The organism is Pseudomonas sp. W2I6, assembly GCF_030815935.1.
Lineage (GTDB): Bacteria > Pseudomonadota > Gammaproteobacteria > Pseudomonadales > Pseudomonadaceae > Aquipseudomonas.
In genome coordinates this window covers 3,203,822-3,217,333 of sequence record NZ_JAUSXJ010000001.1, presented here as the reverse complement: position 1 = coordinate 3,217,333, position 13,512 = coordinate 3,203,822, and the positions used below count along the sequence as shown (strand labels likewise).

The 13,512-nt window shown below is 61.0% G+C and carries 14 protein-coding genes; 4 read left to right on the top strand and 10 right to left on the bottom strand.

Features of this window, described 5'->3' with window-relative positions; genetic code table 11:
- Positions 1–112 precede the first annotated feature (112 nt).
- On the bottom strand, positions 113–1,423 hold the full coding sequence (locus QF039_RS15015) for a C4-dicarboxylate transporter DctA (protein ID WP_008433031.1): 1,311 nt from the start codon (positions 1,421–1,423) through the stop codon (positions 113–115).
- Between the two features lie 232 nt (positions 1,424–1,655).
- Between QF039_RS15015 and QF039_RS15010 the strand changes: the two genes are divergently transcribed.
- Positions 1,656–2,285 (top strand): DNA-3-methyladenine glycosylase I, encoded by a 630-nt coding sequence (locus tag QF039_RS15010; RefSeq protein ID WP_102604667.1) that lies wholly within the window; start codon positions 1,656–1,658, stop codon positions 2,283–2,285.
- 134 nt (positions 2,286–2,419) lie between these two features.
- Here the strand turns inward: QF039_RS15010 and QF039_RS15005 are convergent, their stop codons facing one another.
- The 6 genes from QF039_RS15005 to QF039_RS14980 all read right to left on the bottom strand — a co-directional run bounded on the left by QF039_RS15005 (position 2,420) and on the right by QF039_RS14980 (position 9,280).
- On the bottom strand, positions 2,420–2,821 hold the full coding sequence (locus QF039_RS15005) for a cupin domain-containing protein (protein ID WP_003210770.1): 402 nt from the start codon (positions 2,819–2,821) through the stop codon (positions 2,420–2,422).
- Positions 2,822–2,904: 83 nt separating this feature from the next.
- On the bottom strand, positions 2,905–4,338 hold the full coding sequence (locus QF039_RS15000; RefSeq protein WP_177021423.1) for a PLP-dependent aminotransferase family protein: 1,434 nt from the start codon (positions 4,336–4,338) through the stop codon (positions 2,905–2,907).
- Positions 4,339–4,397: 59 nt separating this feature from the next.
- Entirely contained in the window at positions 4,398–5,165 is a 768-nt protein-coding gene (locus QF039_RS14995; protein WP_003210776.1) for an SDR family oxidoreductase, read from the bottom strand.
- Between the two features lie 19 nt (positions 5,166–5,184).
- Positions 5,185–6,252, bottom strand: a complete 1,068-nt coding sequence (locus QF039_RS14990; RefSeq protein ID WP_307519175.1) for a phosphotransferase family protein — start codon at positions 6,250–6,252, stop codon at positions 5,185–5,187.
- Between the two features lie 130 nt (positions 6,253–6,382).
- Positions 6,383–8,239 carry a pilus assembly protein TadG-related protein gene (locus tag QF039_RS14985; RefSeq protein ID WP_177047336.1) on the bottom strand — a complete coding sequence of 619 codons (1,857 nt, stop codon included), beginning with the start codon at positions 8,237–8,239 and terminating at the stop codon, positions 6,383–6,385.
- A gap of 90 nt (positions 8,240–8,329) precedes the next feature.
- Entirely contained in the window at positions 8,330–9,280 is a 951-nt protein-coding gene (locus QF039_RS14980) for a 2-hydroxyacid dehydrogenase (protein WP_008433021.1), read from the bottom strand.
- A 29-nt stretch (positions 9,281–9,309) separates the two neighbouring features.
- Between QF039_RS14980 and QF039_RS14975 the strand changes: the two genes are divergently transcribed.
- Both QF039_RS14975 and QF039_RS14970 read left to right on the top strand, forming a co-directional pair.
- A complete protein-coding gene (locus QF039_RS14975) occupies positions 9,310–9,795 on the top strand; it encodes a hypothetical protein (RefSeq protein ID WP_177008206.1) in 486 nt (161 codons plus the stop codon).
- A complete protein-coding gene (locus tag QF039_RS14970) occupies positions 9,792–10,118 on the top strand; it encodes a hypothetical protein (protein ID WP_134326805.1) in 327 nt (108 codons plus the stop codon). Before QF039_RS14975 ends, QF039_RS14970 begins: the two co-directional genes overlap by 4 nt.
- Before the next feature lie 15 nt (positions 10,119–10,133).
- Here QF039_RS14970 and QF039_RS14965 read toward each other — a convergent pair whose 3' ends face one another.
- The 3 genes from QF039_RS14965 to QF039_RS14955 all read right to left on the bottom strand — a co-directional run bounded on the left by QF039_RS14965 (position 10,134) and on the right by QF039_RS14955 (position 11,919).
- Entirely contained in the window at positions 10,134–10,670 is a 537-nt protein-coding gene (locus QF039_RS14965; protein WP_307519169.1) for a cysteine hydrolase family protein, read from the bottom strand.
- A gap of 216 nt (positions 10,671–10,886) precedes the next feature.
- Positions 10,887–11,483, bottom strand: coding sequence for a TetR/AcrR family transcriptional regulator (locus QF039_RS14960; RefSeq protein WP_307519167.1), 597 nt, complete (start codon positions 11,481–11,483; stop codon positions 10,887–10,889).
- A 52-nt stretch (positions 11,484–11,535) separates the two neighbouring features.
- A complete protein-coding gene (locus QF039_RS14955) occupies positions 11,536–11,919 on the bottom strand; it encodes a tautomerase family protein (RefSeq protein ID WP_003210790.1) in 384 nt (127 codons plus the stop codon).
- Positions 11,920–12,171: 252 nt separating this feature from the next.
- Between QF039_RS14955 and QF039_RS14950 the strand changes: the two genes are divergently transcribed.
- On the top strand, positions 12,172–13,449 hold the full coding sequence (locus tag QF039_RS14950) for a serine/threonine transporter (protein WP_258345241.1): 1,278 nt from the start codon (positions 12,172–12,174) through the stop codon (positions 13,447–13,449).
- Positions 13,450–13,512 lie beyond the last annotated feature (63 nt).

Below are 13,512 nucleotides of genomic sequence, written 5' to 3'. Positions count from 1 at the left end.
GTGTGGCGAGGGAGCTTGCTCCCGCTGGACTGCGCAGCAGGCCCATTTTTTGGGGCCGCTTCGCGCCCCAGCGGGAGCAAGCTCCCTCGCCACAGGGGGTGAGTCTGTCTCATCAGAACTCTTGGTGGGCGGGCAGCACCGGTTTCTTGGCCTGGAAGGCATACCCTTGTTGCCCGTCCAGCACCTTGTTGGCGCGCTGGATATCGATGTCTTTTTCCCAGCGGGCGATGGCAACGGTGGCGACGCAGTTGCCGATCAGGTTGGTCAGCGCCCGGCCAATGCCCATGAACCAGTCCACCGCCAGCACCAGCACCAGGCCCACCACCGGAATCGCCGGGATTGCGGTGAGTGTCGCCGCCAGAATCACCAGTGCCGAACCCGGAATCCCGTGGGCGCCCTTGGAGGTGATCAGCGACACCAGCAGGATGGTCAGCAGGTCGGTCATCGACAGCGGTGTGCCGGTGGCATTGGCGATAAACACGATGGCCAGGGTCAGGTAGATCGAGAAACCGTCGAGGTTGAACGAGTACCCGGTCGGAATCACCAGGCCCACGGTGGAGCTGCCAATGCCAAGGTGTTCCAGTTTACGCATGATCTGTGGCAACACGGCATCGGAGGACGCGGTGCCCATCACGATCAACAGTTCTTCCCGCAGGTACTTGAGCAGCGGCATCATCCGCAGGCCCGACAGGCGCATCACCAGCCCCAGAATCACCGCGACGAACAGGAAGCACGTAAGGTAGAACAGGCCCACCAGGCTGCCCAGGTGTTGCAGGGAATCCAGGCCATACGTGCTGGTGGTGAAGGCGATGGCGCCGAACACGCCGATGGGCGCCAGGCGCACGATCATGCCCATGATGCGGAAGATCACGTGGCTCAGCTCGTTGATCAACCGCGAGATGCCGGAAGCGGCTTCGCCCACCAGGTTCAGTGCGCTGCCGAACAACACCGAGAACAACAGCACTTGCAGCACGTTGTTGTCCGCGAAGGCGCCGATCACCGAGTTGGGGATCAGGTCCATCAGGAACTGGCTGGTGCCCTTGATGTGTTGGCCGCGGTCTGCCAGTTCATTCAGGCCGGCAGACGACAGTTGCTCCAGGTGGATATTGGCGCCGGTGCCGATCCCGGTGCTGAAGGCCATGATCAGGCCGATCACCAGGGCCACGGTGGTCAGTGCTTCGAAGTAGATCACCGACTTGAGGCCGATGCGCCCGACTTTCTTCAAGTCGCCGGCACCGGAAATACCGCTGACCACCACGCAGAATACGATCAGGCCAATCAGCATTTTGATCAGCTTGATGAAGCCGTCACCCAGGGGTTTGAGTTGCGAGGAGAATTCAGGGAGGGCGAGGCCGCAGATTATGCCGATCACCAGGCCAATCACGACTTGCAGGAAAATCGAACGCGAGCACCATCTGAGCATGGGAAGGATCTCTATTCGGTGCCCTGGTGGGTCCAGGGCTTAATTGTTGTGGTCTGACCGGTATGTCCAGTGCGGGACCAGTCTACGCTCGGTTTTTTTCAAGTCGCAAGTAAATATTACGCGGATGGCAGGTCCCGGTCTGACCAGTTGGTCCGCAAGGTTCGTGCTTGAGCGGTTGGCGGCCCGGAATTTTTTTCGCTTATCATCCCGGGCTTGGTTCACAGGGTGAGTTATGGATATTCCAGGATTGATCACGGACGCGGCGGGCGTCACCAGCTGTACGTGGCGCACGGCGGCGCCGGAGTACCCGGATTACCACGACCACGAATGGGGCGTGCCGGTGGCCGATGACATTGCGCTGTACGAGAAGATTTGCCTGGAAGGTTTTCAGGCGGGCATGGCGTGGATCACCATCCTGCGCAAGCGCGAGGCGTTTCGCCGGGCGTTCGAGGGCTTTGATTTTCGCCGGGTGGCGCAGTACACCGAGCAGGACATCGAGCGATTGATGGCCGACCCGGGCATCGTGCGCAATCGCGCCAAGATCGTGTCCACCATCAACAACGCCCGGCGCGCCTGTGAGCTGGTGGATGAGACCGGTTCGCTGGCGGCGTGGCTGTGGTCGTTTGAACCGGCCGCCGATGAGCGCCCGGCGGTGGTGGACATGGCGTACTGGACGGCCAACCCCACGTCAGCCGCGTCAACACGTTTGTCCAAGGCCCTGAAGAAACGTGGCTGGAGCTATGTGGGCCCGACCACGATGTATGCGTTCATGCAGGCGATGGGCATGGTCAACGACCACCTTGAAGGCTGTACCTGCCGGCCTCGAATCGAACACCTGCGCCACCACTTCAAACGACCCTGAGCCACTGACTGTGCGCGGTTATAACTGTGGGCGCTGGCTTGCCGGCGATGGCGGTGGATCAGCAAACACAACTGTGTCTGATGCACTGCCATCGCCGGCAAGCCAGCTCCCACAGGAGGGTGCGGTGGTGCGGGTTAGTGGGGCAGCGGCGTGAGCACGTCGGCCTTGTCATCCATCACCATCACTACCAGCAGTTTCGCCGGTTGGGTCTGGCTGGCATTGCTGGATTCAAAGTGCCGCGAGCCGGCGGGCTCGTAGAACGATTGGCCGACCTTGTAGGTGATCGCCTTCTCATCGTTGACCCGCGAGGTGATTGCACCTTCCAGCACATAGGCCACGGCCGTGCCGGTGTGGCTATGGGGCACGGTGGCCTGGCCCGGCGCATAGTCCACGGTGAGCATCACGGTTTTCTTGCCGGGGACGTTGGCCAGGGCGTGTTCCTGCAACACGTTGATCTTTTCCTGGTTGTACACCGGGTCGTGGGCAAAGGCGCTTAACGAGGCCAGCAGCAGGGTGGTGCCGAGCAGTACTTTCATGGTGAGGCTCCGAGTGAGTCGAGACCCGTTCACCCTAGGCCCCGATCCGGATTTGACCAATAGCCAATCCGGCGGAAATTCCCTCAGCCAATCTGTCGCAGGATATCCCGCACCACGTCCAGCGCCGGGTCAATGTCCAGGGTTTCGATCGCGCCAAACCCGATCTTCAGTCCCTCGCGTACCGGTGTGTCGTGGAAAAACACGCTCAGCGGATAGAGCCCCACGTCAGCCTCCCGTGCCAATTGGGTGAGCTGCGGAATATTCACCGGCACCTTGCACAGTGCGGCCAGATGGAACCCGGCCACGGTGGGCACCACGTCGAACCACGGCGAGAGGTCCCCCGCCAGGCGCTGCAGAATCCGTTCCCGGCGCCCGGCATATACCCCATGGCAGCGCCGAATGTGCTTGAGCAGGTAGCCTTCGCTGATGAACTTGGCCAGGGCCCATTGCGGCAGGGTGGAGCTGTGCTGGTCGGTGAGTTGCTTGGCCTTGAGCACCGCGCCGAAAATCGCCGGCGGCAACACCGTGTAGCCCAGGCGCAACTCCGGCAGCAGGGTTTTCGAGAAGGTCCCGACGTAGGCGACCACGCCGCGGGTGTCCATGCTTTGCAGGGAGTCGGTGGGGCGGCCCTCGTAGCGGAATTCGCTGTCGTAGTCATCCTCGATCACGATGGCGCCCAACGCCAGCGCACGTGCCAGCAACGCCTCACGGCGCGGCACGCTCATGGGCATGCCCAGGGGGAACTGATGGGACGGTGTCACGTAGATCAGCCGCGCGCCGTCGGGAATCAAGTCGACCCGCAGGCCGTGTTCGTCCACCGGCACGCCCACCACGGTCGCCCCCATGGCGTCGAACATCAGTCGCACCGGGGTGTAGCCGGGGTCTTCCATGGCGACGACGGTGCCCGGTTCCAGCACCACGCGGGCGATCAGGTCAAGCGCCTGCTGGGCGCCGTTGGTGACTACGATGTCGTCTTCGCTGCACCTGACCCCACGGGAAAATGCGATATGCCCGGCGATTGCACTGCGCAGGGCCGGCAAGCCTTCCGGCCGGCTGTAGAAGCCGCTGTCCTGTGAGATACGGCGCAAGGCATCGAGGGTGCAGCGCCGCCATTCATCCTGGGGGAACTGGCTGCGGGCGGTGGCACCGCCGATAAAGTCCCGGCTCGGGCGGGTTTCACGGTTGGGGTGACCCATGGGCGCGGGAAGGGCTTGCCACTTGGCCAGGTTGGCGGCGCAGGCAAGGTCGGCGGCACTTTGCAGGTGTTCGCGGCGCGTGGCCCAGGCGTTGACGAACGTGCCACGGCCGATCCTGCCGACCAACAACCCTTCGTAGGTCAGCGCCGCGTAGGTGTCTGAGACTGTCTTGCGCGACACGCCCAGTTGCAGGGCCAGCAAGCGGCTGGGAGGCAATTGCGACCCGGCCACCAGTTGTCCCGACTCAATGGCCGTGCGCAATTGCTGGTAAAGCTGTTCGGCCAGGTCCTTGCGGCCCTTGATAACGACGTGCAGTTCCATGTTTCATCCAGAGGCAAGCAATCACCCGCAAGATTACCGCAAGTCACCCGCCAGCCGAATCAGGACAGGAAACCACCGTCCACATTCAGCGATACACCGGTGGTGTAGCTCGACGCATCGCTGGCCAGGTACAGCACCGCGCCGGCCATCTCGCTCGGGTCGGCCACGCGCTTGAGGGGGATCTGCGCCAGGGCCATTTTCAGGATCGAGTCGTTCTTCACCAGTGCCGAGGCGAACTTGGTGTCGGTCAGGCCCGGCAGCAGTGCGTTGCAACGAATGCCGAACGGCGCGCATTCCTTGGCGAAGACTTTGGTCATGTTGATCACGGCGGCCTTGGTCACCGAGTAGATGCCCTGGAATACGCCCGGCGAAATCCCGTTGATCGAGGCCACGTTGATGATGCTGCCGCCACCGTTCTCGCGCATCAGCTTGCCGGCTTCCACCGACATGAAGAAGTAGCCGCGAATGTTCACGTCGACGGTCTTCTGGAATGCGCCCAGGTCGGTGTCCAGCACGTTGCAGAACTGCGGGTTGGTGGCGGCGTTGTTGACCAGGATGTCCAGGCGGCCGAACTGTTCGCGGATCGCGGCAAACACGTTGGTGATCTGTTCCATTTCGCCGATATGGCAGGCAATTGCCGTGGCCTTGCCGCCGTCGGCGATGATCGCGTCGGCCACGTGCTGGCAGCCGTCGATCTTGCGGCTCGACACGATCACGTGGGCGCCTTGCTGGGCCAGCAACTTGGCGATGGCCTCACCGATACCGCGGCTGGCGCCGGAAACGAAAGCGATCTTGCCGTCGAGGTCGAACAGTTGGGTCTTGGACATGGTTTTTCCTTGAAGAGGGTCAGAGGGAAGACTGTTTGATGACATTCAGGCTCATCTGCTCAAGCAGCTTGTTCATGTGAATGAACTGCGCAAAGCGTTTGTCCTGGGTCTGGCCATGGAAGAAGCGGTAGTAGATCTGCTGCACGATGCCGGCCAGGCGGAACAGGCCGTAGGTGTAGTAGAAGTCGAAATTGTCGATCTGGATCCCGGAGCGTTCGGCGTAGTAGTCGACGAACTGGCGGCGGGTAAGCATGCCGGGGGCGTTGCTCGGCTGGCGGCGCATCAGTTGCACCGGGGCCGGGTCGGCCGCTTCGATCCAGTAGGCGAGGGTGTTGCCCAGGTCCATCAGCGGGTCGCCGAGGGTGGTCAGTTCCCAGTCCAGCACGCCGATGATCTGCATCGGGTTATGCGGGTCGAGGATCACGTTGTCGAAGCGGTAGTCGTTGTGGACGATGCTCGAGGTGGGGTGGTCGGCCGGCATCTTGTCGTTGAGCCAGGCACGTACCGCTTCCCAGCTTGGGGCGTCGGGGGTCAGGGCTTTTTCGTAGCGGTCGCTCCAGCCGCGAATCTGCCGCTCCACGTAACCTTCGGGCTTGCCCAGGTCGGCCAGGCCGCAGGCGCTGTAGTCGACCTGGTGCAGCTCGACGAACTTGTCGATAAAGCTTTTGCACAAGGCTTCGGTTTTCGCCGCGTCCAGGCCCAGTTCCGGCGGCAGGTCCGAGCGCAGGATGATCCCGTTGACCCGCTCCATCACGTAGAACTCGGCACCGATCACTGACTCATCGGTGCAGTGCACGTAAGCCTTGGGGCAGTACGGGAAACCGTCCTTGAGCTGGTTGAGAATCCGGTATTCGCGGCCCATGTCGTGGGCGGACTTGGCCTTGTGGCCAAAGGGCGGGCGGCGCAGTACGAATTCCTGGCGGGGGTATTCCAGCAGGTACGTCAGGTTGGAGGCACCCCCGGGGAACTGGCTGATTTTGACGCTGCCGCTCAAGCCCGGGATATGGGCCTTGAGGTAGGGATCGATGAGGCTGGCATCAAGTTCTTCGCCGGGGCGAATCTGGGTCGATTGGTCATTAAGCGCCATGCTTATCCCTTCTGCTTATTCTTAAGGCCTTGGACTATTGGCTAATCTAATGCGCGCGGCCGCCAAGCCACAAGGTTGGGGCGGCTTAATAGGTTAGCGTGTTGGCCGATGATCAGCGGGCTTGATGTGCTCAGATCACCAGAACTGCGCGCCCGCCGGGGTTGCAGGACAGGTTGGCACCGATTTCGACTTTTGCCAGGTCGATGCCCAGGCCGGCGAGCAGGTTATTGACCAGCGGGTCGAGGAGCGGGCTGAGCAGTCCGGAGATGATGCCGCTGAGCAGATTCAGTACGCCGGTGACCAGGCCGACCACCAGGTTCAGCACCAGCCCAATCAGTCCGCCCTGTGTCGGTGGATGGTTGATCAACTGGATGCCATTGAGGGTGTTGCTCAAGCTGCCCACCACGTTGTTGGAACTGAAACTGAAGTAGTCCGGAGGGCTTTTCACCTCGGGCGGCGACAGGTAGGTGTGGTTCCGGACGGTCTTGGCCACGCTGCTGTCGATCTTCAGGCTGATGCCACCCACGCCATACGGTTGCCGGGGATCGCAGACACCGTTGCTACAGGTCTTCACCCCAAGGTCGAGTAATGGGAATTCGTCAACGTTCAGTGGTGCTGTGGAGGAAAACAGGTTTTTTGGGTCGATCTGGCCCACCATCAGCCTAACCGCCGAGGTGGTACCGAGCACCGACAAGGCTTTGTCCGCAGGCCCGTTGCAGCGATATCCGGTGACCGTGCTGCTGCCGCTGGCGGCTTCCAGTGCTACATCGATTTGCTGGCCGATTTTGGGGTCAAAGGAGCTGCCTAACAAGATGCCCACCAGCGCCGTTACCCCGCCCAGTAAATCGTTCACCGCGCCGATTGCCGGCAGTTTCACCGAGATCAACGTCCTGACTTGCGCGGTCCTGACGTAGATCGGCTGGGTGGCGATCAGCTTGGGGTTACCTATGGCGGAAACCTGTGCCGGTTCAATGACCTTGGTCTTGACCGTGATATTCAGCAGTCCCAGCACATCCACCGGCAACTCCACCGCGACCGCGTTGTACTTGTTCGACAGTTGCACAAACCCCTGGATCAGGTTGAACAGTTGCAGGTTAACGTCCAGGGCGCTCTTGTCGGTGCCGTTCTGGATGGTCAGCAGGTCGCCCAGGTGCAGGATCTTGGTGCCGGGTGCAATCAGCTTGATCGCTTCCAGGTTATTGATCACCACCTTGACCGCATCGCCCCCCAGCTTGAGTACATCTATCGCGGCCTGGATCAGATCGCCGACGCTGGCGTCGGTCTTGAGCAACTCGTCGTAGTTGCCGGCGCTGACCTTCAATTGAATCGCCAGCGCGTCCAGGTAACTGAGCAGGTTGATATCGGTATTGATCAGGCCCTTCCAGCCCACCGCGTCGAGTTGCAATTTGCCCCCCAGCAGTCCGCCGATCAACGCATTGAGTGCGGCGGACTTGGTGCTGTCCACGGTCAGCAAGGTGCTGCGGATGGTCAGTACGGCCACCGGTGGCGCGGGCACGGCGGCCACGGCCACTGCCTGCAACCGGATGGTCGGCTCGAAAGGGCCGGTGGAGAGCAGCATGAACAGGCGGTTGGCGATACTGGTGACGACGCGGTGGGTGGCGATGACCTGGATCGCATCGGACCTTGAGGGATTGGGGCTGAAGGCGCGCATGAAGTCAGCCCCGGTGACCAGGGTGCCACAGGTGGTCGCCAGGGTACGGTCTGCGTTGAGCGGGAAATCATTGCGGGCTGCGCTTTGGATCGCGAATTGCGCGGCGTTGGTATTCGGCGTCACGCAGGCGCCGCCGCGGGTGACCACTTCCAGGGCCGCGGTGTCGGCAACCCGTTGCAGCTTGCGCTTTTCCAGGTACAGCCGGCCGCTGTCGACCACCAGCAACAGGAACAACAGTGCGATCCCCAGGGTCATCGCACCCATCAGTCCTATTGCGCCGCGTTGGCGGGCCGAGCCGGGTCCTTGGCAAACCATCCTGCGTTCCTTCGCCGGTCCAGTACCGGCATCCTGAGTATCCCCTCAGGCAGTGTAGTCAGGTTTTGGAGAATTTATGGCTATTGGCCATTATTTTCGCGGAGGCAGTGCCACGGGCGTCAGCACAGGGCGGCCGGCAAAGTATTCCAGCAGGTTGTCCGCCACGCGCTGCACGGTGTCATGGGCGGCTTCCGGTGACAGGCCGGCGACGTGGGGCGTGAGCACGGTATTGCTGAGGCGCTTGAGCGCGTCGGGCACGTTGGGTTCATCGTCGAACACGTCCAGTGCCGCGCCGCCGATGCGCCGTTGCTCCAGGGCGGTAATCAGGTCGGTGGTGACCACCACGCTGCCGCGCCCGATGTTCACCAGGAAACCGTTGGGGCCCAGTGCGTCGAGGGCCTGGCGGTCGATCAAATGTCGCGTGCTGGCGCCGCCCGGGGTGGCCAGGATCAGGAAGTCCGAGGCCCGCGCCAGTTCCACGGCGGTGGCGCAGTAGGTGTAGTCCACGTCCTCGCGGGGCTGGCGGTTGTGATAACTCACCTCCATGCCAAAACCCAGGGCGGCCCGCTTGGCGATTTCCAGGCCCACGGCGCCCAGGCCGAGAATGCCCAACTGTTTGCCGGCCAGGGAAGGGCGCATTATCTTGGGCCATTCGCTGCGCCGTACTGCTGCGTCCGCCCGGGGAATGTCCCGCACCAGGCACAGCAGCAAAGCCATGGCGTGGTCGGCCACCGACGGCGCATTCACCCCGGCGCCATTGGTGACCACGATTCCACGGTTGCTGGCGGCTTGCAGGTCCACGTGTTCATACCCGGCGCCGATCACGCAGATGATCTCAAGCAGCGGCAGCGCGGCGATTTCCTCGGCGTACAGGCCCAGCGGGCCACGGGTCAGCACCGCCTGGACCTGCCCGCCGTGGGTCTTGATGGCCTTGGCGCGTTCGGCCGGGGTGGGCGCAAGAATCACGTGAAAGCCATTGCCTTCGATGATCGGCAGGTAGTCGTTGATGGTTTCAACCAGGACCAGAACGGTGACGGGCATCGGAAGGTTCTTCCTGAAGGATTAGAGGCTTGGATTATGCGGGATTTGTAGTCCCGATCGTTTCTTTACCGCAGAAAAATTTCATTTCTCACCAGCCTAATCTGATTTTCCAGACCGCTCGTCCCAGGCCTTTTTACTGCAGCAGACTTCGACGACTTTCCTTAGCAGAGACGTCATGGATGCATGTTCCTGCCACCCCCGAAATCGTCGAGTGGACCCCTTATGGCTACAAGCACAGCCCATCAAAAAACCTAGCTTGGGAAGATATTGTCAGCAGCACCCGATACGGCCCGGCCAAATACAAGCCCGGTATAAATATTGAAAAGCTTGAGCGAGAAGCCTATAAAAATGGAGTGCCAAGCACTCATGCAAAACCCTGGAAACTCAGGGAGTATCCGCAAGTCATAGGTGCCAGTGATGGCAAGCCCAGTTACTGGGTTCGAATTGAGTTAAGCGCGGGCGTCATACATGGTCATCCGATTTCCGAGCAGGAATTCAGGAGGTTAACAAGTTGATCTCACTAGGCTTTATTGACGGAAACGTCACCCATGATGATCTCTCCATCTTGCAGGATGGGGCGATGGAGAGTCAGGTTCACCTGTTGAAAGAGGACATGCTTCAGGTTGAATACGCCGGTGGGCTTATATTGGATGTCGGCTGGTACCCCTCCTTCGATACCCATGGTGGGTTCCGCATCAATGTAATAAGAAATTACGACTGGGACCGCCCAGTGATTGCGTTAACGGCGCACGCAGCCGGTGATCTGGTGGACCAACTGGCTGTTGCGCAGAGCGCGATCAATGGCGAACTGCGCAACGTATTGAGAACCTCGGCTTAGGTAAAGCTCCAGGCTTTAGAAGCAGATATCGTCAGCTTTCACACGCTGCACAAATGCCCCGGCCAAGGTTGCGTTATGGTGCTCGATAATCGATGCGGCCGATAACGCCGGAGTGTCCATACAAGTATGGGCATCCTCCGGCAGCAGCACCGAGAACCCCAGCTCTACGGCCACTCGGCACGTCGTGTCGATGCAGTACTGGGTTTTCATCCCGACGATCACCAGTTCATTCACCTGTGCCGCCGCCAGTTGCTGCGACAGCCCGGTGCCGAGAAAACAGCTGGGCCGGGTTTTATTGAAAACCGCGTCGCGAGCTTCATCAACCTCCAGTGCTGGCCATAGTTGCCAAAACGGGCTGCCCACCTCGATGGGCGAACCCGCAGGGCCGGTGTGACGTGCAGCGAAAACCGGCACGCCAACGTGTCGGGCGCGCTGAATCAGCTGGTTGATGTTGTCGAGTACGCGCTGGCGTTCGTAGGGTTTTTCCGGACCATCGTACAGACCGGTCTGCATGTCGATGATCAGCAGGGCGGGGCGCTTGTTGTCAGGCATGGTACTGCTCCTTGTGTTTGCCAGATGGCGGAGCAATAAAAAGGCCCCGTCCATTGCTGGCGGGGCCTTGGGTAAATCCGGGTGGCTTAGTTTGCGCGCCACTCACCGCTACCACACGACCCGCCGGAAGCGGTCGTGGTGGTGGTGCGGGTGAGGGCCAGCTGAATAAGGTTCATGGGCCGATCATGCTGGCGCTGGCGTTTGGCTGTCAACGCGTCAGCCGAGGTTTTTTTTCGGGATCAGGAGATTCCTGGCGGCAGCGAGGAATTCATCAGACAGGCCGTTGCCTTTGGTCGCACGGGCCAGGGCGAGGGCGCCTACCATCATCGCGTACTGGGCAATGGCGGCCTGCCGGTCACCTTCGGGGGTTCCGGTGGCCTGGGTAGCGGCCAGGATGCCCATGGACGCTTCAAAGCCCCGGATAAAGCTGCGTTGCAACGCGCTGTCGGCGGCTTCATGGCACATCTCCCCGGCAAAAGCCGCAACCGGGCAACTGTCCCCGGGGTTGTCACGATTGGCGGCCGACAGATACGGATCAATCAACGCCAGGCGAGCAGCCTCGGGATCAGGGCTTTGCTCGACCCTGGCCTGCCAGCGCTCGCTCGATTGTTCGAATGCCCGGTTGCAGGCTTCCGTGGCCAGCGCCTCACGGGACTCGAAGTGCCCGTAGAAACCGCCATGGGTCAGCCCGGCGGCGGCCATCACGTCCGACACGCTGATGCCATGGATGCCCCGTTCACGAAACAGCCGCGTGGCGGCCTCGACGATGATTTCGCGGTTGAGTTCGGCTTGTTTGCGGGACACGCGTGGCATCGAGGGCTCTCTGGATCAGGTGGTGGCAGGGATGGGTGGCATCATAAAACGTTTAGCTGGCGTACTGCGCGATCCCGTTGCCGAACGACCAGTTTTCCTTCTTGACCTCCACCAGGCTGATAAACACATCTTCCAGGCGCACCGCCAGTTCACGGTTCAAGCTCTCGGCGATGGTCTTGTACAACAGCTTTTTCTGCTCGGTGCTGCGGCCTTCATTCAGGGTGATCTGGATGATCACCAGGTTGTCGGTGCGCTGGATGCCCAGGTACTCCGGGTCATAGATGAAGTGGTGTTCATCGTGCTCGGTGAGGATCTGGAAGTTGTCGTGTTCAGGCACGCCGATGGCCGTGTGCATGGCGTTGTAGATCAATACGCCGACGCGCTTGGCGTAGGTGACGTCGGGGTTTTTCCGAAGGTCGATGCGCACGATTGGCATGGCAGGTAGTCCAGTGAGAGGCGTGCTTTAAAAATACATGACGTGATGAATTTATAAAATAGATTTCTTGTGAAATGTAAAATTGACCCTGCCGGAAACGTCTTCAATCCTCTGCACTGCACAACCATTCCTCAGCTAAGTCTTTGCTTCTTCAAGCGAATCCCGGACAATCGCGCCCCTGTTTCGGTCGTGGCGCTGCCTGTCAGGTTTTTCTGACTCGTCTCGACTGAGTGAATGCGGAGATCCGAACGGATGAATGATCAGGCCAATAGCGTCGACGAACGCTACGCAACGACACCTGCAACCCTCACAAGCTGGAGCCGCCAGGACACCACCTGGATGCTCGGGCTGTTCGGTACGGCCATCGGCGCCGGCACCTTGTTCTTGCCGATCAACGCGGGCCTTGGCGGCTTCTGGCCGTTGGTGATCCTCGCGCTGCTGGCATTCCCGATGACGTTTTTCGCTCACCGTGGCCTGACCCGCTTTGTGCTCTCGGGCCGTGAAGGCTCGGACATCACCGACGTGGTCGAGGAGCACTTCGGCCTCAAGGCCGGTGCCGCGATCACCTTGCTGTACTTCTTCGCGATCTTCCCGATCCTGCTGATCTACAGCGTGGCGCTGACCAACACCGTCGGCAGCTTCATGGAACATCAACTGCACATCGCGCCGCCACCGCGGGCGATCCTGTCGCTGGTGCTGATCCTCGGCCTGCTGGCCGTGGTGCGTTGCGGCGAGCAGGTGATCGTCAAGGCCATGAGCCTGATGGTGTATCCGTTTATCGTTGCCTTGCTGTTCCTGGCGGTGTATCTGGTGCCACACTGGAACGGTGGCATCCTCAGCACCGCGACTACCGTGCCGGCCCCGTCGGCGCTGCTGCATACCCTGTGGCTGGCGATTCCGGTGATGGTGTTCTCGTTCAACCATTCGCCGATCATCTCGGCCTTTGCGGTGGACCAGAAGCGCCAGTACGGCGAACACGCCGAGGAACGCAGCTCGCAGATCCTGTCCCGGGCACACATCCTGATGGTAGTGATGGTGCTGTTCTTCGTGTTCAGTTGCGTACTGACCCTGTCGCCGGCGCAACTGGCCGAAGCCAAGGCGCAGAACCTGTCGATCCTGTCCTACCTGGCGAACCACTTCAGCAACCCGACCATCGAGTTCGCCGCGCCGCTGATCGCGTTTGTGGCGATTGCCAAGTCGTTCCTGGGCCATTACATCGGCGCCAGTGAAGGCCTCAAGGGCCTGGTGCTCAAAAGCGGCCGTCGCCCGGCTGCCAAGACTCTGGACCGCATGACGGCTGCCTTCATGCTGGTGGTGTGCTGGATCGTCGCGACCCTCAACCCTAGCATCCTCGGCATGATCGAGACCCTGGGCGGGCCGATCATTGCGTCGATCCTGTTCCTGATGCCGATGTACGCGATCCGCAAGGTACCGGCGATGGCCAAGTACCGTGGCCAGGCGTCCAACGTGTTCGTCACGGCGGTGGGCCTGGTGGCGATTACCGCGCTGATTTATTCGCTGGTGTCCTGACAGCACCCGGTTTCAGTGCAATGATCACGGCCAATTCGCAGACAGCGGATTGGCCGTTTTTTT

What these genes read in the sequence shown, in the direction of transcription:
- QF039_RS14990 (WP_307519175.1), bottom strand. Translation starts at nt 6,252, where the DNA reads ATGGCGCTTAATGACCAATCGACCCAGATTCGCCCCGGCGAAGAACTT.
- QF039_RS14960 (WP_307519167.1), bottom strand. Translation starts at nt 11,483, where the DNA reads ATGCCACGCGTGTCCCGCAAACAAGCCGAACTCAACCGCGAAATCATC.
- QF039_RS14980 (WP_008433021.1), bottom strand. Translation starts at nt 9,280, where the DNA reads ATGCCCGTCACCGTTCTGGTCCTGGTTGAAACCATCAACGACTACCTG.
- QF039_RS15000 (WP_177021423.1), bottom strand. Translation starts at nt 4,338, where the DNA reads ATGGAACTGCACGTCGTTATCAAGGGCCGCAAGGACCTGGCCGAACAG.
- QF039_RS14955 (WP_003210790.1), bottom strand. Translation starts at nt 11,919, where the DNA reads ATGCCAATCGTGCGCATCGACCTTCGGAAAAACCCCGACGTCACCTAC.
- QF039_RS14985 (WP_177047336.1), bottom strand. Translation starts at nt 8,239, where the DNA reads ATGGTTTGCCAAGGACCCGGCTCGGCCCGCCAACGCGGCGCAATAGGA.
- QF039_RS14995 (WP_003210776.1), bottom strand. Translation starts at nt 5,165, where the DNA reads ATGTCCAAGACCCAACTGTTCGACCTCGACGGCAAGATCGCTTTCGTT.
- QF039_RS15005 (WP_003210770.1), bottom strand. Translation starts at nt 2,821, where the DNA reads ATGAAAGTACTGCTCGGCACCACCCTGCTGCTGGCCTCGTTAAGCGCC.
- QF039_RS14950 (WP_258345241.1), top strand. Translation starts at nt 12,172, where the DNA reads ATGAATGATCAGGCCAATAGCGTCGACGAACGCTACGCAACGACACCT.
- QF039_RS15010 (WP_102604667.1), top strand. Translation starts at nt 1,656, where the DNA reads ATGGATATTCCAGGATTGATCACGGACGCGGCGGGCGTCACCAGCTGT.
- QF039_RS14965 (WP_307519169.1), bottom strand. Translation starts at nt 10,670, where the DNA reads ATGCCTGACAACAAGCGCCCCGCCCTGCTGATCATCGACATGCAGACC.
- QF039_RS15015 (WP_008433031.1), bottom strand. Translation starts at nt 1,423, where the DNA reads ATGCTCAGATGGTGCTCGCGTTCGATTTTCCTGCAAGTCGTGATTGGC.